This window comes from Vibrio sp. 10N.286.52.C3 (genome assembly GCF_041468865.1).
In the GTDB taxonomy this organism is placed as follows: domain Bacteria; phylum Pseudomonadota; class Gammaproteobacteria; order Enterobacterales; family Vibrionaceae; genus Vibrio; species Vibrio crassostreae_C.
The window spans coordinates 30,256-52,271 of record NZ_JBFRJM010000026.1 but is presented as its reverse complement, the minus strand read 5'-3'; the positions used below and the strand labels follow the sequence as shown (position 1 = coordinate 52,271).

The 22,016-nt window shown below is 41.6% G+C and carries 22 protein-coding genes; 10 read left to right on the top strand and 12 right to left on the bottom strand.

From position 1 onward, the window contains the following. The first annotated feature begins 109 nt into the window (after positions 1–109). Both AB4138_RS10775 and AB4138_RS10770 read left to right on the top strand, forming a co-directional pair. The gene (locus AB4138_RS10775) at positions 110–1,111 is read left to right on the top strand and encodes a helix-turn-helix transcriptional regulator (RefSeq protein WP_372306009.1); all 1,002 of its coding nucleotides are present in this window, start codon (positions 110–112) and stop codon (positions 1,109–1,111) included. 357 nt (positions 1,112–1,468) lie between these two features. Further along, a complete protein-coding gene (locus AB4138_RS10770) occupies positions 1,469–2,947 on the top strand; it encodes a hypothetical protein (RefSeq protein ID WP_372306006.1) in 1,479 nt (492 codons plus the stop codon). Positions 2,948–3,039: 92 nt separating this feature from the next. Here AB4138_RS10770 and AB4138_RS10765 read toward each other — a convergent pair whose 3' ends face one another. The 5 genes from AB4138_RS10765 to AB4138_RS10745 form a co-directional block, all read right to left on the bottom strand. Beyond that, on the bottom strand, positions 3,040–3,585 hold the full coding sequence (locus AB4138_RS10765; protein ID WP_136989367.1) for a hypothetical protein: 546 nt from the start codon (positions 3,583–3,585) through the stop codon (positions 3,040–3,042). 9 nt (positions 3,586–3,594) lie between these two features. Continuing rightward, complete coding sequence (locus AB4138_RS10760; protein ID WP_372306004.1) at positions 3,595–4,971, bottom strand: nucleotide-binding domain-containing protein; 1,377 nt, start codon at positions 4,969–4,971, stop codon at positions 3,595–3,597. Between the two features lie 64 nt (positions 4,972–5,035). Beyond that, positions 5,036–5,380, bottom strand: a complete 345-nt coding sequence (locus AB4138_RS10755) for a hypothetical protein (protein WP_136989362.1) — start codon at positions 5,378–5,380, stop codon at positions 5,036–5,038. Positions 5,381–5,382: 2 nt separating this feature from the next. After that, a complete protein-coding gene (locus AB4138_RS10750; RefSeq protein ID WP_136989360.1) occupies positions 5,383–5,667 on the bottom strand; it encodes a hypothetical protein in 285 nt (94 codons plus the stop codon). A gap of 242 nt (positions 5,668–5,909) precedes the next feature. After that, positions 5,910–6,098 (bottom strand): AlpA family transcriptional regulator, encoded by a 189-nt coding sequence (locus AB4138_RS10745; RefSeq protein WP_372306001.1) that lies wholly within the window; start codon positions 6,096–6,098, stop codon positions 5,910–5,912. A 456-nt stretch (positions 6,099–6,554) separates the two neighbouring features. On the opposite strand from AB4138_RS10745, the gene radC reads away from it, so the two are divergent. The 6 genes from radC to AB4138_RS10715 all read left to right on the top strand — a co-directional run bounded on the left by radC (position 6,555) and on the right by AB4138_RS10715 (position 10,309). Then, positions 6,555–7,022 carry a DNA repair protein RadC gene (radC, locus tag AB4138_RS10740; protein WP_372305998.1) on the top strand — a complete coding sequence of 156 codons (468 nt, stop codon included), beginning with the start codon at positions 6,555–6,557 and terminating at the stop codon, positions 7,020–7,022. Beyond that, entirely contained in the window at positions 7,019–7,471 is a 453-nt protein-coding gene (locus AB4138_RS10735) for a DUF2787 family protein (RefSeq protein ID WP_372305995.1), read from the top strand. The genes radC and AB4138_RS10735 overlap by 4 nt, the downstream gene beginning before the upstream one ends. 22 nt (positions 7,472–7,493) lie before the next feature. Further along, a complete protein-coding gene (locus AB4138_RS10730; RefSeq protein ID WP_372305992.1) occupies positions 7,494–7,937 on the top strand; it encodes a DUF2787 family protein in 444 nt (147 codons plus the stop codon). A 127-nt stretch (positions 7,938–8,064) separates the two neighbouring features. After that, a complete protein-coding gene (locus AB4138_RS10725) occupies positions 8,065–8,625 on the top strand; it encodes a tyrosine-type recombinase/integrase (protein WP_372305990.1) in 561 nt (186 codons plus the stop codon). Then, on the top strand, positions 8,622–8,855 hold the full coding sequence (locus AB4138_RS10720) for a helix-turn-helix transcriptional regulator (protein WP_372305987.1): 234 nt from the start codon (positions 8,622–8,624) through the stop codon (positions 8,853–8,855). The genes AB4138_RS10725 and AB4138_RS10720 overlap by 4 nt, the downstream gene beginning before the upstream one ends. Positions 8,856–9,073: 218 nt before the next feature. Then, entirely contained in the window at positions 9,074–10,309 is a 1,236-nt protein-coding gene (locus AB4138_RS10715; RefSeq protein ID WP_372305984.1) for a hypothetical protein, read from the top strand. Between the two features lie 47 nt (positions 10,310–10,356). Here the strand turns inward: AB4138_RS10715 and AB4138_RS10710 are convergent, their stop codons facing one another. From AB4138_RS10710 to AB4138_RS10695, 4 genes are all read right to left on the bottom strand, one after another. Beyond that, positions 10,357–12,966: a S8 family peptidase gene (locus AB4138_RS10710; protein ID WP_372305981.1), complete on the bottom strand. Its 2,610-nt coding sequence runs from the start codon at positions 12,964–12,966 to the stop codon at positions 10,357–10,359. A 13-nt stretch (positions 12,967–12,979) separates the two neighbouring features. Beyond that, complete coding sequence (locus tag AB4138_RS10705; protein ID WP_372305978.1) at positions 12,980–13,954, bottom strand: AAA family ATPase; 975 nt, start codon at positions 13,952–13,954, stop codon at positions 12,980–12,982. A 383-nt stretch (positions 13,955–14,337) separates the two neighbouring features. After that, positions 14,338–15,021, bottom strand: a complete 684-nt coding sequence (locus AB4138_RS10700; RefSeq protein ID WP_372305975.1) for an inovirus Gp2 family protein — start codon at positions 15,019–15,021, stop codon at positions 14,338–14,340. A gap of 357 nt (positions 15,022–15,378) precedes the next feature. Beyond that, positions 15,379–16,749 carry a hypothetical protein gene (locus tag AB4138_RS10695; RefSeq protein WP_372305972.1) on the bottom strand — a complete coding sequence of 457 codons (1,371 nt, stop codon included), beginning with the start codon at positions 16,747–16,749 and terminating at the stop codon, positions 15,379–15,381. A 145-nt stretch (positions 16,750–16,894) separates the two neighbouring features. Here AB4138_RS10695 and AB4138_RS10690 point away from each other — a divergent pair, with 145 nt between their 5' ends. Then, the gene (locus AB4138_RS10690) at positions 16,895–17,530 is read left to right on the top strand and encodes a hypothetical protein (RefSeq protein ID WP_372083423.1); all 636 of its coding nucleotides are present in this window, start codon (positions 16,895–16,897) and stop codon (positions 17,528–17,530) included. Positions 17,531–17,560: 30 nt separating this feature from the next. On the opposite strand, the gene AB4138_RS10685 is transcribed toward AB4138_RS10690, so the two are convergent. The 3 genes from AB4138_RS10685 to fabR form a co-directional block, all read right to left on the bottom strand. Further along, complete coding sequence (locus AB4138_RS10685) at positions 17,561–18,820, bottom strand: tyrosine-type recombinase/integrase (RefSeq protein ID WP_372305969.1); 1,260 nt, start codon at positions 18,818–18,820, stop codon at positions 17,561–17,563. 297 nt (positions 18,821–19,117) lie between these two features. Beyond that, the gene (locus tag AB4138_RS10680) at positions 19,118–19,489 is read right to left on the bottom strand and encodes a YijD family membrane protein (protein WP_004736696.1); all 372 of its coding nucleotides are present in this window, start codon (positions 19,487–19,489) and stop codon (positions 19,118–19,120) included. Then, positions 19,489–20,130 carry an HTH-type transcriptional repressor FabR gene (gene fabR, locus AB4138_RS10675; protein ID WP_010438693.1) on the bottom strand — a complete coding sequence of 214 codons (642 nt, stop codon included), beginning with the start codon at positions 20,128–20,130 and terminating at the stop codon, positions 19,489–19,491. The genes AB4138_RS10680 and fabR overlap by 1 nt, the downstream gene beginning before the upstream one ends. Positions 20,131–20,457: 327 nt before the next feature. Between fabR and sthA the strand changes: the two genes are divergently transcribed. Beyond that, entirely contained in the window at positions 20,458–21,858 is a 1,401-nt protein-coding gene (sthA, locus tag AB4138_RS10670) for a Si-specific NAD(P)(+) transhydrogenase (RefSeq protein WP_017061048.1), read from the top strand. The last annotated feature ends 158 nt before the right edge of the window (positions 21,859–22,016 follow it).

The window sequence follows — 22,016 nt, the reverse complement described above, 5'->3', positions numbered from 1 at the left end:
CCTAGCGTGAAGAGCTTCGTCTCTTGCTATCAACCGAGTGAGAGTGACTTGTTCCAACATCGTTATACCGTCACCTCTATTTTGCTCCACTTCGCTAAAGGTGTGCACGATGAGTAAATCTACTCATGTGAGCACTCGCCAGCATATGGTATTAGCACTTGAGTTATACAAGCGCATACCGTATTGGCATAAAGTCACGGCTTCTGAGCTCAAGGCACAGCTTCAGGAGATAGGCATTGATAGAGATATTCGAACGATTCAACGTAACCTTGATGTGTTACTTGAGTATTTTGATATTGACCGAGATACCCGTGATAAACCTTATGGATACCAGCGAAAGCAAACTAAATCTCTTGTTGGCTCCGGTACTCAAGAAGCACTATTGTTGTGTCTGGTTGAGTCTCACATTCATTTTTTAATCCCGTCCAATGTAACCCATACTTTCCATAGCTTATTTGAAGACGCCATTTACCATTTGAAATCTCTCGGTCAGGAATCGAAAGAATCCCAATGGCTGAGAAAGGTTATATTTCAAAATGCTTACCAACTAAGTGAAAATATCAACCCAGACATTTACTCTACGATCAGTCAAGGGCTCTATCTCAATCGTTGGTTAAGCTTGCACTATTACTCTGAAGGAGGGCAACACAGAAAAGATGTCATGCCATTAGGCCTTTCACAGCAAAGCAATACATTGATATTGGTGTACCGCCAGAAGGGAGATAAAGACACTACTTTTGTTGATGTCAGCCAGATTCACAAAGTCACATTATCAACCTTCACGTTTGCTTACCCACAAGACTTTGACTTGCAGCACTCAGTATCGGGATACACCAATACAGAGCATGAGCGTTATACACTCAAATTCACTATTACTAAACAAGCTGGTGAACATCTCTACCGGACACCACTTTCCAACGATCAACGCATTTCCGAATACGATACGTATCTACACGTTACTGCTACGGTTTCTAATACACCTCCATTAGTCGCGTGGGTAGAAGCACATAAAAACCACCTCACCTTTGTAGAACAACAACCTACACAGCCATCAGCTAAAAGCACACGATTTCAAAGCGCTTCTCTAAATAGCGATAGCGGTCTCACTTAGTGCTACCCCATGCGACATCAGATGCCCAACCTATTGATAACCTGACAACAAACAGGGATGCCACATAGGGTTGCCGTCTTTCTATGTGATCCACTACGACATAGACGGGGAGAGAAGTTCATGACCATTAAAGCGATTCGACCATTACTTAACAAGTACCTTTGCCTAGCTTCATTTAGCTGCGAATATTGCGGAGGTAGCCACAGTTCAACCTGTGACATTTGCGATATGCCTCCATGCCGATGTGCTTGCTAGTACCACACGTTTAATACCCACCATTAGCGGTTTACGAAAGTAAGCCGCTTTTGTTTTCTATGCATCCCTGCAAACCAATCTATTAATAAAAAGGAATTTCCTATGAAAAAGACGTTAGTTTCTGCGCTTATTGCTAGTGCAACCCTTGCTGGTTGCGGTGGTGGCTCATCTGAGCCTTCACAACCATCGAACACTACATTGTTATCCGGTCGTGCTATTGATGGCTATATCGTTGGTGCCACTGTTCATTATGATTTTAATTCAAATGGTGTTGTCGATCCTGATGAACCATCGGCTATCACTGAGGCTGGTGGTGTGTTCACTATTGAAGGTGACATCACAGAAGAGCAACAAGCCTGTCTTGAATACGTCCCAGTGATCGTAGATGTGCCTGTCGGAGCTATTGATGAAGACTTAGGGGAAGTGACTCAAGCTTATGTACTTAACCTGCCACCAGCGTTCACGTTGCCTGAAGAGGTAGCGAATGGCTCCGTTAACATTACGCCACTCACCACAATGTTGTGGGAGTCAGCGAAACAGACGGTTGAAAGAGAGCAAGGAGCTACATATAGCTGTGAATTAGTGAAAGACAATGAACAAGTCCGCAATGCCATAAAAGACGCTATGCGTAACGTAGCGGGTGATTTAGTTTGGCATTTCAATATCTCAGAGGAAGAGCTGTGGAGTGATTACATAGCGGATGGTAACAGTGCGGTCTACGATATTGCTGAGCAGCTTATGGCATCCATTCAACTTTCATTTGAAGAGACTTATGAATTGTCACTTCAGTACCCATATGCACATATCAACGTGGCTCACTACCTTAACGATCCAACGGACTGGCAACGCCAAGATGATGAACAGTTGTGGTACAAATCGATTTCCATACGTCAAGGTAGCTTCTGGTCTGAATCTGTCTATGCGGTAGATGATAACTGGCTACCCGAACGTTTGATTCGAAACTACCTACAAGAAGACAGTGTCACTGATTTTGGTACGGTGGGTTATGTGAATGAATACCGTAACATGAGCTCAGATCCAAGCTTTGACGATTACATTTGCAGTAAGTCAGAAACCTTACTTTCAAAGGTGGCTGACACTGACAAACAATACGGCATGGATAACAAGTCATCGTTCTATGATCTTAGTGAATTGGAGTGTAATGAGGTTAGTTTGACTGATACAGCTGATAGCCAAAACATGACGCTTTCGACTACGAGAGTGAGTGGTGTGTACGATGAAGACGGAAGCCGTTACAAGTGGAATACAGTACCAAGTGAGTACGCGCATTGGTTAGGCTTCAGTACAGATGTAGAGAGTATCGACATTGATGCATTAAATGCTGATATCGCGGTGCTACCGCAAACCTATGGAACTCAAGATTCTGTTGGGGCTGATTGGTGGGAGCACACAAAACGCTATAAGGAAGGTGTGAACAACGTATCTGAGCATCGGACTAATACGGCAGCTGAAATGCCCAATGGCGATATGGTGTTACATCACCGATTCATATCTTACCCTAATGGGACATTCAAGTATGAGTGTGACAATGGTAATGGCTGGTATAACTGTACTAAATAGCTAAGTTTGAGTTAGCGGCATAAAGGGAGCGATTGCTCCCTTTTAATACTCACAACACACCTTTGGACTGAGATACACTCGATAAATTTACTTTAAGGGGATTCAGTTCCAATAATGAATTGAAGGTAAAAAGCTAAAAAAGCTAACCCCAGTAACGAAATAGATAAACTCAATGAAAGCCAAGTAAGGCTAAGCCTAAAAGCTTTCATTTTCTTTGCACATATCTCAGCACATATCCAATGATTTTCAAGCAGGTCAACTTCGATAAGAGATGGTGATTTATCAGCAATAGAACGATAATATTTTTCATACATCTCATAGGAGTCAAAACTACTCACTATAGAAGCAAATGAAACTATCGATTTTGCTTTTGATGGTAGCATTCGAGGTACAAAGACCCCCCATACTTTAATAAACCAAACAATCCAAAAACCTATAGCTATACCTACTACGGATAAGCTCAGTGGAATGGGAATATCCTCATAATGTTTATCCATGATGTTGAAAAAAATTGATACGTATATCCCCAAAAAAGTAACACCAGCAGCTAGGGTGATAGCCGCTTTTTGGTCAGCAGCAAGTATATATGAATCAGTTCTTCTTAGAGATTCAAAGAGTACATCAAATTTGTCTGTCATTCGCTTTCCTTACTTTATAAGAACTGCGATTACATTTCTGTAAACAAGTTTTTGATATTTATCGAACACTTCGCAACGCATTGTATGTAAACCTCGGTACTGAGTACCTTCATCGATAGAAGTACTTGAGTAAGGTAAAACAGAGCGATTATATTTACTTCGACGTTGTTCCCAAAGAGTTTGTATTGAATGAGGCTGTTCGATATCTCTTTCTTCATCAGGGGTATCTGAACCATGGTTAGTTTTAATAAGCTTGACAGTTAACGGAAAATTTAACGCATGCGTCGTCGAAGCTCTTACTTCAAATTTTAAGTTTTTGCTTTTTTCTAAGAACCTAGAAGCAGATATATATTCTTCATAGTTGCCCTCATCAACAACAAAGCATCGGAACTCTATAGCCTTTGAGTCCTTTATGTAACTTTTTGTAATGGACTCTTTCAATGCCGACGGTAAAGCAATAAATTCCATACACTTTTTGTATGCTAACTGCCGCATCTTGTAGTTTAAGGGGGTACCATCCTTTTGCGTATAGTTTGGAACGACTAAAGGTAATACTTCTTCTTGGCCATCTTTTTCTATTTTTTTTATCGAAGAATATTTGTCTGGCCAATCGATAAAATTAAGGAGACCTTGACCTAGCATGGTTTGATTCTTGCTCGACAGTCCTTGTAATTTAGAAGCCATATCTACAGGGAGCCCCGTCGCCGAGACTTCACCTACTGACTCAATGCCAAAATTACCCCATAGAATTTCCGTGTCATCCCCGAAATCACAACCTATTCTAAAGCCGAAATGCTCTGCTTCTAAGTTGTTTCTAGTCATAAAAGGTTTGATACTCTCTTCGAGATACGCTCGCAAAGTAACACAGCAATTTATCGCGTCTGCAATTGCATCTTCTTTATCTTTCCCTTTACCACCAAAGAACGCAAGTACAGCATCCCCCATGATTCGATGAATATACCCATCGAAAGAACGAACAGTTTCTACACAAGCAGATATAACTGCGTTTTTAAAAAGGAAGACTGTTTCGAGGTCATACAGTAGAGATAGCCTTGTCGAGCCTTTTATATCCACAAATAGAGTGCACATATAATGATACGTTGTTTCAGTTGTTCCCTCTAAACTTACAAAGTCAGGATGCGTTCCGATAGGGGTATCATTTACACCATCTTTACCAAATAATGGACGAATCTGTTGCTGCAACTGAAAGTTTCTCTCTTGGACTGAAAATTTTTCAGCTCCCACAACCGAAGTTCCGTATGACTCAGACTTGGCCTGCCGATTCATACCATAGCTATCCATAGACTCAGTTAGAGACTTCTCTACGTGTTCACTACGATTTTTGACACTGTCATAAATTTTTTCAAAACTATCTGAAAAATCCATAAATTACCCCTAAGAAGAATTGCTATTCAGATGTAACAGAAGTTTGTCTGTAATGATGTTGACGCTAGTCTAGCATCCCCTGTTTTTCTGCTTGCTTGATATTTTTAAGTGGTTCCAAACAACCATAAGAATACATACTTGCACGTTCTATCGATGTTAACTCAAGTACTTGCTGAGCTGCGTATCCCATAAGTTCGTAATGTTGCTCTGACTCAAAACTTGGCATATTTCTAAGCACTGAGATCATCTTTGCAAATAAGTCCGAATCATTGTCCAACCCTGAACCATTAGCTAGATGCCAACACACATAAGCCATAGCTACAGGGCTTTTGTCCATTTTTTGTTGTGCGAATAAATGTGAAGAAGTAAAAAATGTAAGTATCAGTACTACTTTTACAATGACTTTCATGGTTAATGCTGACTGGAAGTTAAATGACGATTAAGTTTGTTTCTAGCGTCGTCAATTTGAGACTGTTGACCAAAGCGTTCCTCTAGAACTTCAAGGCCTTGTAATGCAAGAGGGGCAGTATAGTCCCTTAGCTCTTCTATAGAAGAGCCTGTTTTATGGAGGTTAGCCAAGAGTTGTAGATGTGCAGGCATTACTTGCTCCAGGCTAGTAAGAAATAGATTGGCTTTAATATCCAGTGAAGCTGCAATCTGTTTCCCAACAGAACGTCCTTTAAAAAAAGTGAACATCGTTAGATTCCTTAAACGAGGACAATATGGAACATCTGACTATGTACCATAGTTTCTCAAAATTACCCATTTATTATGATACTGCAATAATATCCATTGTCTCCCTTCGTGTAACTAAACAGATTGAGTCAATTGACATATTTGTGAGCACTCCTGCCTCTTGTGTTAATACGCCATAGGACAAAAGGCCTGTAAAAAATACGGCATAGAAGGAAGCTGTAATAGCTTCCATCCATTATCTGTCAATCAGCATTATCACGCTCACCAATACGTTCCAATACCCAACCTGTCACCTCTTCTTCTACCCATGCCACTGAACGACAACCTAATGACACTGCTTTTGGAAATTGGCCTTCGCTCATGTACTTGTAGATAGTAGAACGTGCGAGGCTAGTTAAGGTCATTACTTCTTTTAGTTTGATTAATCTCATGATGAATTCCGGTTAGTTCAACTCATGAGATAACGAGAATGTGCATTTAATTACTCCACTGCGTAAATCACCACACTCCAATTTTTTTCAACCACACATTACCTTTTTGAAGCCAGCTAGTCGCAGGCTTCCATTTATGCACTTTTTTTAAATTAAACTAAGCAGGAGGCTCTTATGCCGTTTGTGTTCATTGCTGGCTTTATCGTTGGCGCAGGCTTGTACCACATCAACAAGGAGGCGAATGGTGAATCCCCACCAACCTACTAAGACCTTAATCGAATTGTTCATCTATGGCGTAGTGAGTGGTTACAACTGGGCTAAACGACAAGATAAACAGCAACCATAATCTAAAGCAGCCCTGCGTGATTGGGCTGCTTCTATGGGGAAGGATTCCATTATTTTTTAACTACATATTACTTGGATGCACATACCTTTAACGCACAAGAAGGAAAGTACATGCATTCAAATCATTACACGCCAAACGAGCCTACAGAGCTTCGTCAAATCCTAGAGACCGCCGCGACCATGCTCGCAGCTAAGTATTCTCGGGCAGGCTCATTCACCAGCCATGAAAACACTAAGCAATATCTACAGATGAAACTGGCGCATTACGACAGAGAAGTGTTTGCCGTGATGTTTCTTGATAATCAAAACCAACTGATTGAATACAAGGAGATGTTCTTTGGCACCATTGATGCCGCTAGCGTTTATCCAAGAGAAGTCGTTAAAGAAGGATTAATGTTGAATGCGGCGGCGGTTATCTTTGGTCATAATCATCCGTCCGGTTTGCCGGAGCCATCACAAGCCGATCGTAGAATCACTCAACGTCTCTCTGATGCTTTAGCTCTGGTTGATATCCGAGTATTGGATCATGTCGTCGTAGGTGAGCAATGCGTATCTTTTGCTGAGCGAGGTTTGTTATGAGCCAAACCACACCGCATCGACTGCTAGTGGAATACCTCAATGTCCTTGTTGAGCAATTAGATATTCCTACTTTTGCTACACGTATCGCCCTTAACTTTCGAGTGTCGAGCTACTACGAAGACCGTAGCGGCTTTCATCCTGTCGAGATCCAACTCAACAGAGCTACAAGCCAATCAGACAATACTCATTGGAGCATCGTCTTTGTTGCTAGCTTTGCTTATCCAGACGAACAAACCGAAAAGATGGAGGTCGAGCTTTACTTCAATTTTCTGCGTGGATGGTTCTACCAGCCAGATATTGAACGCTGTGAACTCCACCAGCCACAAGTAACCAGTCTATATCAAAGCTATGAACGGTCTTTCCTCAAGCAAATTCAAAAAGGCTCCTTTGACGGTATCCAAGCAACACTCGTCAATGTCGAGACGCCCACTGAATCATCTATCGCATAACTACCTACCAAGGAGGCATACCATGCCAGCCGCAACCAAAATTCAAACGATGCAGTTTCACCCTTGTGTGCTGCCTATCTCAACTCGCTTTCATAACGCCATTACTAAGCAGGTTCAGGAGGCGAGTCTTGATTACTATTCAGATACCTTAACCATTAACTTTCGTGATACAAGCTATAACGCTGAAGCTGGTGGGTATCATCCAGTAGAAATCATGATCCGTAATGACGGCGATAAATGGCGACTCTGTTACATCACCGACTTTGCCTATTCTGGAGGGGTTTATCCAGAGTTAACCATCGAGCTTGATTTCAATATTGAGAGCAACATATTCAGACAGATGTTTTTAGCACCTTGCGCTTTAGCACATCGAGAAGTGAAATCTTTCTATCGAACGTGGGAAGGTAACTTTTTGGAGTATTTATCTGATGGTGTGTTTGACCAAATCAAAGTCACCAAGAGCTGAAAAGCATCCAAGTTCCCATTTTAGCAATTTGGGAACTTGCCATCCCTTATGGAACAAGGCTTTTCGTTTCTGGCTTGCTTTGAAGTTCCTCTAATCATCATTTTCATCGAAAAAAGGAAGCTGCGTTATGGCAGAAGTTCAAGCGGTGAAAAACCGCGACACTATCCAGCTCATCGGTCACTTATTAGAAATACGGCATAGTAAGCAAATGTCAGACATCTGGAATGTGGGTATCAATCTCGCTTTGCGGATTTCTGATTTACTGGCGATTAAGTTCAGTGACATTGAAGAAGACCATCTAACCATCCGTGAATCTAAAACGGGTAAAGTAGCCCAGATAGCACTAAACCCGAGAAGCTTAGAAATCATCCTCCGCATTAAAAAGGAGAATCCACACCATATCTATCTATTTCAATCTTACCGAAACCAACAAGCGATAAACAAAGCCGCCAGCCCATTGAGTCGCCGAGCCGTTAGCCAAGCGTTCTCATCGATTGGTGAAGAGATTAGTTTTCCTTTGGGGACTCATTCGATGCGAAAGACCAGAGGCTACCACTTATACAAAAGCACCAAAGATATAGCACGAGTAATGCGCATGCTCCGCCATAGCTCTGAGGGTGTAACGCTGCGCTACATTGGCGTGACACAAGATGATATTGATAATGACTTTAGGGAATTAGTGCTATGAATATCGAATCAAACGCCGTTACACCACCAGCTTGTCGATTGGTACAGAGACACGAAGTACTAATGATAACAGGCTTAGCTCGTTTAACGATTTACAAATGGATGGACGATGGATACTTTCCCAAGGCAGTAAAACTCAACTATCGCTCGGTTCGTTGGGTCGATAACAATAATGAAGTTCAAGAATGGATTGCATGTAAACGGGAGCCGCATTATTGCACAGGAACGTAGGTTCTGCGTTAGTGAAGAGGTTGGTATTGCCTCTTTTTTTGTGTTCTGGTTCATTTGGGGCAATTGTATTTCAAGGTTTTTATTGAATTAACAACATACGGTTTAGTATGTAAATGTTCAACAATTATGATTGTTCCACAAAATAGTACTAGATAGTAAACTATTAAATCAATTAGTTATCATACTTGAAAGGATAAATTGAATTGGGGGGTATTCGCTTGTATATCAATAAAGTTTTTAATGTAGGTGGCGCTTGGGAAGTGTTGCAGAAAAACAACGCAACCGAGTTGTCAGAGTTGCAAGTAGCGTTAACTAATTTGGGGGATGTCAACTCAATCAAAGATATGAAAGATGGTATTTTAAGCAACTTGAACGAAATGGAATGGAGGTGTCGAAACTATTTAGCCGGTGGTGGTCGAGCAAGTTTCAAAGAATTCAAATCCGCTCCATCTAAGCCGAAGATGATCCAAATGGGAGCTTTGAAAGGTAATGTTGCAATTGATATTGGAATGAATATGCCTACAAACTTAGATAGTTGGGTAACATTTAGATCTAAGTCAGCATCTTCTTTGGGGCTCATTCCTGTCTTAATAATGCCTTTGGAGGTTGGAGAGAGCAGCTCTTTTAGAATGACTTTCGATTATGTGGTTCAGCGAATACAGTACCTTGATATTGTTGAAGGAAATAGCTTTCTGATTCTGGGTTGTTCTTATGATTACTCTGATATTGAGGTTATCAATTCAGATAAGGTAATTCGTAGAACCATCACATTTGAACCTCATCAGGTACAAGCTGGCGTAGGGCTACTTTCCTACTTTAGTGAAGTACTTAAACAGAAGTGCTCTGAAGCGAATAGCAAAGTTACGATTGAGCAAGATGGTGAGAAGGTTAGACTTAGGATTAAGTCTGATGCAGGTACTGAGCACAAGGTTGAATCTCTACTTAATGAGTATGGTGAAGTCCTCAATGGTACTCGTCACCCAGAGCAGCTCATGACAGACCAGATGCAAGTAATGTCTCTTCAAAATAAGCTAGATATGGCAGCGATGGAAGTGAAGCATCAACAGGGTATCATGGCACTAACAAAATCTAACTATGACCAAAGAATTTTTAGCCTAGAAGAGCAGGTTGCAGACCTTAAACACATGCTATCTGAGAGTATAACTTCCCACAGGATTGCTCAAGAACAGGTGTCTATGCTGATAGATAAATATGGTCGTAATAGTGATGTTGAGTTGGAGCTCTTAAGTTTAGCAAAAAAGCTAGATGAGCGTATAGCGGATGTTCAAATAGAGGAGTTAGAGAGAGTAATTAAGCGGCTTCATACGGATAACCCGAAACTAGCAGTTGAGTTCCTATCACTGCTAAAGGGGCCACTTGAAGGGACTGTAGGCAACATCATCTATTCTTGGTTGCCACAATTAGGTAGCATCATCGGGATGGCTATTCGCTAACAAGAAACAAAGTGCCTCTCTGCTCAGAGGCACTAATACAAAAAAATTTAATTGGTAACTACTTGTTCTCGAGTTCTAGTTCTTTCTTGCTCTCGAATCTGCTCTTCAATTACTGCCTGAATCTCTTGGTACAACGCCATATCAACGCCCTCAGCAACTTCTAAAGTAATTGCTAATCCATAACGAACTGGCTCAACAATCTTCGAAGCGTTTTCCTTGCAGTTTACTTTTATTTCTAGCATTCGGTCTTCAGTGACAACTGCTAACTCCTCACCTTCAAAAATCTCATGCTGTAATGTCCCTCGACGAACCTGCATCCAATTAGCAGAACTTGAGCTTCTAGATGTAAGGTGTTTGTTGTCTCCTTCAACTGTGAACCACAGCGCACTATCTCTGTATTTCATGTGAGTAGGGCAAGGTTTGGCAAACCAAGACAATGTAACGGTTAGACGACGCCAAATATCAGCACCACCCATCCCTTCAGGGATTGGCAATTTGTATACATGAGCTTCATCATTCTCTAGGCTGCCGTAGCCAAGAATCGTAGCTCTAGTATCTAAACAGAATTTAGCCTTATCAACGTCAGGCTTTCCATAACCGATATTTCTAGCAATGTCGTTTTTTAACGATTTTGAGTCAGGGTTCCCCAAGCAATTTGAAATACGATCGTGCATTGATCCCCATGAAGCTCCGTGCGTAATAAGAGATTTAAGCAGTTGTGGTGAATACTGCTCGAACTGACCTATCTTGTTACTTTCTGCAAACAGCCCTTCCAGAACATCACAAACTTCAGCGCAACCTCTTGATGTTAGCGCCGCGGAGTTACTAGTTCCTCGAATATATACTCGATGATTAAATGCGGATGGATGAGGGTGAGCTACTTGTTGTCCCGGAGCTGCATAGTTGCTTACAGCGGTTAAGTTCGAATGACCAATGGCTTCATTGTATAACATTCGCCCACCGGGCATAGAGATATCAGGCTTAACCGATCTTGCATAACCGTTCCCTTGACCAGAGTAGGCTGCTGGCATTTCTTCACTGTATATATCGTAAAGTCCTGCTCGTAATATAGGAGAAGATTCATCAGAATGAAGAGAGCCTACTGTTATTGCATTTACACTCTCAGCCGGTGATAAAAGCTTTCTATCCCAACGATCACTTTGTGTTGCTTTAAAAAACTCAATAGCCTTCACATCATTAGTGAACTGGTGGAATGTACTTCCAGAATGTGGAACGGTTACAGCTTTAGGGTGGTTCCCTGAGCTTACAACAAACAATACATTGTATTTAAAACTCAACCAATCGAGTAGCCGAGCAAAAGGACTCATTTTTCCATTAAAATGAATATTGGGGTCACCGATCGAAAGGTTAATCACTTTGATAGATGGCGCGGCAGGGGGTTCAATCCCATCCCCATCGAAAATACGCCTAACGGCCCTATGAATTATATCCAGTGGAAGTTCATTATCTGGCAGAGTCTCTGCATTATTAATCGTATGCGGATCAGGCTTCATGATTGGTCTAACATACAAAGGACTATTTAGCTTACTTCCTCCATCAGTGAGGTCCCCATTTACAATCAGGGACGCCATTGCTGTTCCATGCACACGGTATTGAGCTGAGTAACCTGTCTCAAAATTGTCCGGGTCATCAATTATTAAGCTGTTACGCAGATCAGAGTGGTTAGCAAGAGGTAACCCGTCAAACAGTGCTACTCTAGGCTCGAGGTCGGATTCAGTAGGAATTGAATCATAAAAACTCTCAGGCTCGTCTATCAATCTCATCGACTCATTATCACTCCAAAGAGGCTCTACAGACATCTGTCCTAAAGGGCGAAATAGCATGACTTGATCGCAGCGTACAAGCGAAACATCGTTTTGGTTGAGAATTCGATCAACTTGCCCCGCAGGAAGCTCCAACAATAAGGACTGGTAGTTAATATCAGGCAAACAATAACTCGAAATAACCTGTCCCCCCAGCTCTCGTGTTAACCGAGATACATTGTCACTTGCAGTATTTCGCTTACTTTCATTAGTTCTGAACCATAACTCTGCTTCAAATCGAACTGCCACCTCTGGCTCGTACTCTAAGCGTTCTTGCCAATACTCAAGAACGCCAGTATTTCTCAGCCTATCTTGGGTATCCCAATAACGGATATCTTTGAGTAGACGGAATAGGTCTCTGAATTTCGCCCACCCTCGCATGAACTGCATGTTTGGATTTTGGCCGTAGTTACGCCAAAGAGACAAAAGCTCTTCAATTGCTCGTCTATCTGATAGCATCAGCATGACTTGACCATTCAGAGGCTTATCTCTATCGCTCCCTGTACTGTAAAAGTCATCGTCAGGTTCAAGCCCCCTAAGTTCATGCTCACCAAGCCACTCTAAGCCTTGTATCTTTTTTACGGCTTTAAAAAAGTCAGCAACGCTACCGTAGGTTTCAATAACTACAGTATATTCTGGATCGACCCCTGGGGTATCGCGTTGAACTTCAATTCGGCGATTTTCTAATGCAGACTCTAGGCGTGAAAATTTAGGGCCCAACCTTTCGGCTTGACGTGTAACAGGTGGGCAATTTGGAGTCCCTCCTCCACCATTGCGACTTGATGGGCTAGTTGTATCTGGCGCAGGAAATAGAAGTAAGGGACGACGGCTCATTAATTAATCCTCTTTAATTAGAGGACAGAGTCCTCTCAGACCACGTTTTTAAAGCCGATGATATTATAGAACGCATCTTTGCACTAGGTTGATTAAGCACATATTTGCGTAATATAACTCTGCCAAACTCTTCTATTTCAGAAAAATTTGAACCATAAAGCTTTTTTGACAAAGTCTCATAAGCATACCCCAAAGAAATATCATGCCTTTTCTCAAATGCTTGAAACCATAACTCTATTTGAACACGAGTTGGTTGGGGAACTTCTAGTCTTAGTTGAAAACGGCGCCATACTGCTCTGTCAAGTAACTCAGAGTGGTTTGTTGCTGCCATGACAATAACGTGGCTAGGAAGGGAGTCAATCTGCATTAACAAAGAACTAACAACACGTTTGATTTCACCAGTTTCATTAGTGTCACCTCGCTCTTTGCCTAAAGTTTCAAACTCATCAAACAAGAGAACACAACGCCTTGTAGCTGCGTAGTCGATTACTTTCTTAAGCCTAGAGGCCGTCTCCCCAAGATAAGAACCTATGATTCCCTCATAGCGTACAACTAGTAAAGGAACCATCATTGACTCTGCAAGGGCTTCTGCCAAAGATGTTTTACCATTACCAGGGGGGCCGACCAGAAGGATACGGTTTCTAGGTTCCAAACTATAGGAGCGGAGTAAATCGACTCTAGATTGCTCTTCGACTAACTCATGTAAAGAATCCTTTACCGTGTCTGGTAATATTAAATCTTCAAATCGAAGTTTCGGTGAGATCTCATCGACAAGAGACGAGACGCGGTTATCTTTAGCAGTAGGGGCATTTACAGTAGAATTAGAAGTGCTGAGCTTAACCAACTCTTGCTCTAATCGCTCCGCTATAACATGATGTCGTTTTTGTCTTTCATCAGCTATCAGAGACTCTACAACTCTCTTGAATTGTACCTTGTCTCCTATAGCTCCCGCTCTTACTAAGCTGATGATTTTATCTGACTTTGCCATATTTATATTCACTCCACACAATCATTCATACACACGAAATTCCAATTAGAAATTGGTAACTACTTGGAGTTGCTAGCTGTGCATGATGTACATAGTGAACCTCAATCGGAAGAAAGGATTGCATGATGCAATTAAAATATGGTGCGATATTACCACACAACAATCTTAAATAACCATGAATATGCTTTGCAAAGTAAAGCTCTATTACGATAGAACTATATTTTAATTATATTCACCTTTTCTAATAATAGAACCATTCCGAACAGACTCCAAATCACAATATGCGCTAATGCTAAGGAAATGTTTAAGTCTTTGGCAAGTATTGCATTGTACGCCAACGTAACTATGGACAAAATGACATAGGGTACCATGGCCCTGAGCGCTTAATTTAAGTTGAAGGCTCCCTTCCTTGGGTTACTGCACCCAAAGTTACGGCGACCATCACCAAGTATCTTGGTCTCAGTCTTTGCCAAGTAAGCCAGCCTAACCGCTACTTCCCCTAAATCTTTCTGAAATCGTGCTGGTGGGTGATTACGGTTCAACGTATAGGTTGAATTGTTTGGAATATGCACTGATCTTCCAACGTCATCTGTCGTAATCCCTAATGCACTAGCCCACGCTCTGTTCACCATACAAGCCAGAGCACCCTCGTAATCCAATTGACCAAGTGTGTAATAAGACTCTTGATTGACCACCAGTGCCACATGGTAATGTTCATTGTGACTCGTACTACGTTCCCTTACCCAAATGTAATATAACGGACACGAGTAGATAGGCTTCCCTTGTCTGGCTTTATTCATCTGGTCGAAATTCATCTGAGCTTTCAATGAAGCAATAAAGCGTTTCATCAAATCAACATCGGTATTCGGGTAACAAGTTGGTGTATCACGCTCTAAAGGGTTGTCAGAGTTCCCCCCATTGTTAGGTATACGTAGATCAACTCGAGCGACTAATACTCTATCATGGTTCGCTAAGGCTCCCATAACAGTGTCATTGATACGGGCAAGGTGGTGTTGGTTTAAAGAACCGTAGCTAAGTGGGATTTGAGCAAATTGAAACATGTTCATGAAAATCTCTCCTATGTGTTATTTGATTTCACATAGAAAGAGAATGATGCGTAACAATTTACATAAAACCGTTCTGCCGTGGCAGTGAGTGAATCTCTATTGCCTATGGCTAGAGATCTTAACTGACTAATCAACATGTACTGTATTCATCAGTAGTGTGGCTACTGAGTGTAGTACTGCTTGTAATGCTCTTATAAAGAGTGTTTGTTAAGTAGCTATATTACTAATCCACTGAGAGCATTGTTTCTTTCAGGGCTGTAGTACTGGAGTCATGTCGATGGAGAGCCAAAGATTGGACCTAGCTAGGGTGATTGAAATCGAAGTCACTCTGAAGTTATGTCATTTAATCTAATGACTTTAAAGCTGGTGAAAAGAATCATATTCGTAAGGCTTTATACTAGTTTTGGGTCTTGAGATGAGTGTATGAGCTAACGCATTGGCATCACCAGATGGTTGAATTTGGTAATAGTGAGAGTCATCCAGCTCAGCTTTCCTTTCTCGTAACTTAATCTCTTCAGCTCGCACCCATGACAAGACGAGAATAAAATCATTGATTCCTTTCGCTAGTTGGCTTTCATCGGACAAAGCTTCCATTACTAACCGCTCTTCCTCTACATCCCCCTCTACATAGATAGTGTGATTTATTCCCCCCTTATTACAGTCATCAGCGATGAACTCTAGTAACTGCTCTACATGTTTATAAGGCGGAAGCTTAGATCCAATCAGGTGCCAATAGTGGTTTAAACAATATGATGCATACTGATCAATCTTTGACTGCAAGATTGCTCTCTTATAGGGATCTCGTATGAAAGGGAAATACTTGCGTAGAACGTTAATGAAATCCTTACTATTGCTATCAAATTGCCACTGGTGAAAACGAGAAATGGCTGTGTTTAAAAGCTCTGATTTAACGGGTCTCTCTTTAGTCGCCATCAGTATTTGCCTAGACAGACTTGAACCATAAAGTAGTACAGTATTTTCCTTTCGAGTTACATCAACACGAAAGTCATAGTTTTTGTTCAATAGGTTAAGTGTAAACACACTTTGCACCTTTCCAAATATAGGAGTTAGCGTTTGCCCCCCGATGACATTAATGATGTAGCCTTCACGTAATAAAGTACTCAATTGAGAACGTAGCCTCGTGGGGGTGATACCAACAAGTTTGCAAATTTCCGCTTTACTCAACCCACGCACGATACCAAGTGGATCGGAATGAGCGAGTAACGTAATCAAAACCAATCGGTTTGAAAGCGTCAAAGGGTGCTGTTTATTCCTACCTTGAATTTCGGCAACGCCGTTTTCTTTTTGCGTTGTATCAGGTCTGAGTAATTCATCAATCAATGGTTGGAAATACAGGTCTCTAGATTGAGATATGTTTTGTGCAGCGGAGTAATCAGGATTCCCATTACTACAAATTTTATAGCTGTATGAGTTACCACCTAAGGATGATTTGGCTGAAACTCTCTTTAACAAGCCAACACTTTGAAGTGAATCAATCGAAGATTTTATCACCTTGTCAGATACCCCTAACCTAGCATTAAGCTCCCTTACTTGGACCACGCCAGTTTCAGATTGCCACGCGAATTCTCGAATCAATTTCATCAAGAATATTTTTGACTCAGGGGTACCATTGTAACGACTCACATTACCTTTTAAACCATACTCAGTACGTAGCCATATACACGACATATGATGAATATTCTGTGGCGTTATAGTCTCAAAAATCATTAATTAACCATTATTTGACAGGTGTTATTTATACGACAAATTACTTGCTATTGTAGCTGGTTATATAGAAAGTAATGCTACTATTGATCACATAAACCAATAAGCGTAGTTTAATGGTAACTGAACACAAAAAGGAGTTAGTTTGATGGGGGGATTGAATCTTAAAGGTTGGATTAAGGATAATAATGAAGAGCAAAAGGAGTGGATGACAAAGTACTTATTGAAACGTAAATTGAAACTGACTAACTCAGAATATGCATCAACTTCGTTAATTAATTGGTCAGAAAATAGCTGCCCTGCCAGTGAGTTTATTAAATTACTGGATGTTGATTTAGCTGATAACAGAGAGCTACTTCAAGCTATGAGTAATGCATGGGATAAAAAGAAAAGAGACGGGAGCTCTCATCTGAAGAAAAAAACCTATCGCTTTACTCCAGCTTGTATCTCGACCCTCAAAAGGCTAGCTAAAAACAATAGAACTACGATAGAAAAACAGTTAGAAGGGCTCATTCTTACAGCGGATAATGTAGCTAAGAATCTCAAAAAAAATGAGTTAATCGAGAAGAGAATCTACATAGATAGAAATAAAGTTCTTCGTGACCAAAACCAAAAATTATCAGATGACGTTTGTAATCAAGAAGCATCATTAAAGGAGCTACAACAAGAAATAAAACAGCTTCAAAATCAAGTTGAAGACCTTGAATCAAAACTAAAAGAAAGCGAAGCAAGCGAACTTAAAGCCTTGTCATTGCTTGATGATGAGAAAAAGAAACGAAAATAACGGATTAACAATGCTAAGCCTCTGTACTGCCTAAGCCGACTCAATAGTTGATAAGGGTACAACGTTACTAACACTCAGTGCGTATAGCTTATCCCCCCAAGCTTGCAACACTGACAGTTGTTCATTTAAATAATCATGGTGATTGTAGACTCGCAACATACCCGGCAGCTGGTGGCCTACAGCTTTCTCTACAGCCACAATATCGAGCCCCATCTCACTACATCGACTAATAAAGGTCCGACGAAGGTCATGCGGTGAGAAATGTTCGATATCTGATGGAATATTACGCTTAATAAGTGCTCGTATCGCTGATGGCTCTTGAACTTTATCTGAAGCGATTTGAGGCCAAACCAGCTCCCATTTGTTTGATACAAGCTTACGCTGCTCTTGGAGATGCTCAACCAGATAGTCACTCAACGGTATTTTACGACTCTCTGGGCTCTTCGTATGTCGCTCTTCAGAGCTAGCAGGCAGCAACCAGACCCTTTCATCAAAATCCAATTCACTCCAACGCATTTCAAGTACAGCACTAATACGCTGACCACACCCAAGCAAAAAACGTATCAAGCGAATATTAGCTGGATCTGTGCGCCAGTCACCTAAGCTCGACAACAATACTTTCAACTCAGAAAAACTTAGGTTTCTCTTTGTCACATTAGAGCCACCACCAACATCTTTTGCTTTTAATTGTGGTGCTGGATGTCTATCAATCATATTCAAGGCTAAGGCATGATTGATCACCTGATTAATGATTTTGTGACAAACCCCAATCGCTCCAGCCATACGTTTTCCATCTTTATCCACCTTTGCATCAAACACTTTATTAAGGTCGATAATATTCAAGTCAACTAGGTTGATATTACCTATGTAGGGTTTGATATCACGAAGGTAAATGGATCTAGACTGGGAACTACGAAGTTGCTTTGATAAACGTTTTTCATCAAAGCTAACAAATGCATCATCAAATGTACGTGCTTCTTCTTGCTCTCGACGCTCTCTGAGTAGCTCTATCTTAGGGTTTTTATTGTTCTCTAACCAACTGCGGTAGCGTCCGGCTTCCTTCCTTGCCTGCTCCAGCGTCATACCTGTATTTGGCTTTAGTTGGACGTAACGCCCCATAGATATTTTGTCGTGCTTTTTACCAACTTGAAAACGAAATGTCCAAGTCATCGTACCCGTAGGGCGAACTCGAATATTCAATCCCTCAATTTTCTTATCAGGAATTGAGTACTCTTTCTCTTTTGGTTTCAATGCTTGCAGTGTTGCATTACTACTAATTCGCTTTGTCATTATCAGTAACTCCTACCATTCGGGGTACGGCTCAGGGTACGGGGACCTGTGAGTTTTCATTGTACCCCTGAGGATCCCCATGGACAACCAGTAAGATTTACACCATAAAAAACAACATTTTAAGTGGGATAAATATAACCACATGTACACTGATGGACACTGTTATCTATTTACGCACCACATGGAAGCTGGCGTATTCCTAGAGCGTAAAGCGTAAGTATCGCTTTCAGGTCTAAGCCAAACAGCAGATACAAAAAAACGAGCCCATTGGCTCGTTTTTTTAATTTCTAAATCAGCTTAAGCAGTTTTGCCGATAAAGCCGAGTTTCTTACCTACCCATGCAAGAAGCAACATCGCGACAATAATCGCAAAGAAGTTTGAGCCAGCATCAGGGTGTTGTGCCTTCACAAAAGCCGAGTGGCCAAATGCACCCACGAAGAAACAAGCTAAACCTACTAGTGGGATATCTTCAGATACTGGGTTAGTTAGGTACTCTTGGTAAAGCGCTTGTACAGCCAAAACTAAAGCGATAAGCGGGAAAATAGAGAAGCCCACTTCGCTCATTGTTACCCAAGATAACAATGCATCACCACACACACCGGCTACAACAGCAAGTACGAGTGTTTTTCTTTCAGAACCACGGTTTACAGTATTATTTTCATTCGACATTATTCAATCCCGCCTTTTAATCGGTTACGTTCACGTTCTTTACGATACCAAAAAGCCCCTTTGGCCATCATTCGCAATTGCATGATCAAGCGTTCAGCCAGTTCATCTCGCTGACGTCGATCTAAATCTAATGCTTCTGCCCCTGAGTTGAAGACCAAGATAACGGAGGCTTCAGCTTGAGTAAAAGCTTCGTCCCTTGTCATGCCAGTCGTTATCAAATATTCGGTTAACTCAGCAGAGAAGTGCTGTATCTCACGAGCTACCGCTGCACGAAACTCAAATGAAGTTCCTGAGCGCTCTCGCAATAACAGTCTGAATACGTTAGGGCTGCTTTCAATGAATTCCATAAAGGTTTCAACCGATGTACGAATCACACTGCCTTCTTTTACTATGCGTTGCCTAGCTTGACGCATTAACTGGCGCAGCAGTAAGCCACCTTCATCAACCATGGTTAAGCCAAGCTCATCCATGTCTTTGAAGTGACGATAAAAGGAAGTCGGTGCTATTCCAGCCTCACGAGCGACTTCTCTCAAGCTTAGATTGGAAAAACTACGATCGGCGCTGAGTTGGCTAAATGCTGCATCGATTAAGCTGCGACGAGTTTTTTCTTTTTGCTGTGCGCGAATGCCCATTGGTTTCATACTTTATCAATTTCTTCTTTTACAGCCTAAACAGGCATGTCTAATACTCTATTCAATATAACGCGAATCACTTATTTATATAAGGCACTCTGGTTATATAAGACACTAAACATACCTCTTTGTTCACGTACCGAAGTAAATACGTTCGAAGAAAAAATTTCAATATCCACGCTGTCATTTGGAGACATACGACATACCAAATATTATTTTTTCGATAACACTGCGTGATCCCACCGACTCTCTGATGCCCTTTTCATGTACCCGAGAACAGAATCGGTTAAAATCTCGCTAAAGCAATGTTAATCAAATATAACAAGGAAGATATCTATGCCGCACTCCAACCACTTTGATGTAATCGTAATTGGTAGTGGCCCCGGAGGAGAAGGGGCAGCGATGGGATTAACCAAAGCCGGGTTGAACGTTGCAATCATTGAGAAAGAGAGCAGCGTTGGTGGTGGTTGTACTCACTGGGGAACAATTCCGTCAAAAGCACTGCGTCATGCCGTAAGTCGTATTATCGAATTCAACAGTAATCCGCTGTTTTGTCAGAACAACAAAAGCATACACTCAACGTTTTCTAACATTTTGGGGCATGCCAAATCGGTTATCGACAAGCAGACTCGATTACGCCAAGGCTTCTACGACCGCAACCAGTGCACGTTGGTCTTTGGTACTGCACGTTTTATCGATACCAACACTGTCTCGGTAATGCAAAGCGATGGCACTGAAGAACATTACAGTGCAGACAAATTTGTTATCGCGACAGGCTCTCGCCCTTACCAACCAGATAACGTCGACTTCCTGCATGAACGTATCTACGACAGTGACTCGATTCTTTCTCTTAAACACGACCCGCAACACATCATCATCTATGGTGCTGGCGTTATTGGTTGTGAATACGCGTCGATTTTCCGCGGTTTGGGTGTAAAAACCGATCTTATCAATACTCGTGACCGTCTGTTGTCATTCCTAGACAATGAAACCTCAGATGCACTTTCTTATCACTTCTGGAACAGCGGTGTCGTGATTCGCAACGATGAAACCTTTGAGAAAATTGAAGGCACTGATGATGGCGTGATCATTCACCTAGAGTCAGGTAAAAAGATGCGCGCTGATTGCCTACTGTATGCCAATGGCCGAACGGGTAATACCGATAAACTGAACCTTGGTGCTGTTGGCTTAGAAGCGGACTCGCGTGGGCAAGTCTCAGTAAATACCAATTACCAAACCAATGTTGACCATGTTTACGCTGTCGGTGATGTGATTGGCTACCCTAGCCTAGCAAGCGCGGCTTATGACCAAGGTCGATTTGTGGCTCAAGCAATTGTGAAAGGTGAAGCTGAACGCCACCTTATCGAAGACATTCCAACCGGCATCTACACCATCCCGGAGATCAGTTCTGTTGGTAAAACCGAGCAAGAACTTACCGCAGCTAAAGTACCGTATGAAGTAGGACGTTCTTCATTCAAACACCTAGCTCGTGCTCAAATTGCGGGTAAAGACATTGGTAGCTTGAAGATTCTGTTCCATCGCGAAACCAAAGAGATTTTAGGTATCCACGTGTTTGGTGAGCGTGCCGCTGAAATCATCCATATCGGACAAGCGATCATGGAACAGAAAGGTGAAGCAAATACCATCGAGTACTTTGTGAATACAACCTTTAACTATCCAACGATGGCGGAAGCTTATCGTGTTGCAGCACTCAACGGGCTTAACCGTTTATTCTAGATAAAGAACCAATAGGAGTATTTGACCACCCATAGGCCAAATACATAAACAGCAAGCCACGCGCTTGCTGTTTTTATTTAAAACACTGAATATTAAGGCATTGATAGTAATTAGATCATGATGTTCTAAATACCCCTTTACCTGTACAGCCTCATTTA

Excerpts from the sequence above, each read along its gene's own strand:
- AB4138_RS10775 (WP_372306009.1), top strand. The coding sequence starts at position 110 with ATGAGTAAATCTACTCATGTGAGCACTCGCCAGCATATGGTATTAGCA.
- AB4138_RS10770 (WP_372306006.1), top strand. The coding sequence starts at position 1,469 with ATGAAAAAGACGTTAGTTTCTGCGCTTATTGCTAGTGCAACCCTTGCT.
- AB4138_RS10765 (WP_136989367.1), bottom strand. The coding sequence starts at position 3,585 with ATGACAGACAAATTTGATGTACTCTTTGAATCTCTAAGAAGAACTGAT.
- AB4138_RS10760 (WP_372306004.1), bottom strand. The coding sequence starts at position 4,971 with ATGGATTTTTCAGATAGTTTTGAAAAAATTTATGACAGTGTCAAAAAT.
- AB4138_RS10755 (WP_136989362.1), bottom strand. The coding sequence starts at position 5,380 with ATGAAAGTCATTGTAAAAGTAGTACTGATACTTACATTTTTTACTTCT.
- AB4138_RS10750 (WP_136989360.1), bottom strand. The coding sequence starts at position 5,667 with ATGTTCACTTTTTTTAAAGGACGTTCTGTTGGGAAACAGATTGCAGCT.
- AB4138_RS10745 (WP_372306001.1), bottom strand. The coding sequence starts at position 6,098 with ATGAGATTAATCAAACTAAAAGAAGTAATGACCTTAACTAGCCTCGCA.
- radC (WP_372305998.1), top strand. The coding sequence starts at position 6,555 with ATGCATTCAAATCATTACACGCCAAACGAGCCTACAGAGCTTCGTCAA.
- AB4138_RS10735 (WP_372305995.1), top strand. The coding sequence starts at position 7,019 with ATGAGCCAAACCACACCGCATCGACTGCTAGTGGAATACCTCAATGTC.
- AB4138_RS10730 (WP_372305992.1), top strand. The coding sequence starts at position 7,494 with ATGCCAGCCGCAACCAAAATTCAAACGATGCAGTTTCACCCTTGTGTG.
- AB4138_RS10725 (WP_372305990.1), top strand. The coding sequence starts at position 8,065 with ATGGCAGAAGTTCAAGCGGTGAAAAACCGCGACACTATCCAGCTCATC.
- AB4138_RS10720 (WP_372305987.1), top strand. The coding sequence starts at position 8,622 with ATGAATATCGAATCAAACGCCGTTACACCACCAGCTTGTCGATTGGTA.
- AB4138_RS10710 (WP_372305981.1), bottom strand. The coding sequence starts at position 12,966 with ATGAGCCGTCGTCCCTTACTTCTATTTCCTGCGCCAGATACAACTAGC.
- AB4138_RS10705 (WP_372305978.1), bottom strand. The coding sequence starts at position 13,954 with ATGGCAAAGTCAGATAAAATCATCAGCTTAGTAAGAGCGGGAGCTATA.
- AB4138_RS10700 (WP_372305975.1), bottom strand. The coding sequence starts at position 15,021 with ATGAACATGTTTCAATTTGCTCAAATCCCACTTAGCTACGGTTCTTTA.
- AB4138_RS10695 (WP_372305972.1), bottom strand. The coding sequence starts at position 16,749 with ATGATTTTTGAGACTATAACGCCACAGAATATTCATCATATGTCGTGT.
- AB4138_RS10690 (WP_372083423.1), top strand. The coding sequence starts at position 16,895 with ATGGGGGGATTGAATCTTAAAGGTTGGATTAAGGATAATAATGAAGAG.
- AB4138_RS10685 (WP_372305969.1), bottom strand. The coding sequence starts at position 18,820 with ATGACAAAGCGAATTAGTAGTAATGCAACACTGCAAGCATTGAAACCA.
- AB4138_RS10680 (WP_004736696.1), bottom strand. The coding sequence starts at position 19,489 with ATGTCGAATGAAAATAATACTGTAAACCGTGGTTCTGAAAGAAAAACA.
- fabR (WP_010438693.1), bottom strand. The coding sequence starts at position 20,130 with ATGAAACCAATGGGCATTCGCGCACAGCAAAAAGAAAAAACTCGTCGC.
- sthA (WP_017061048.1), top strand. The coding sequence starts at position 20,458 with ATGCCGCACTCCAACCACTTTGATGTAATCGTAATTGGTAGTGGCCCC.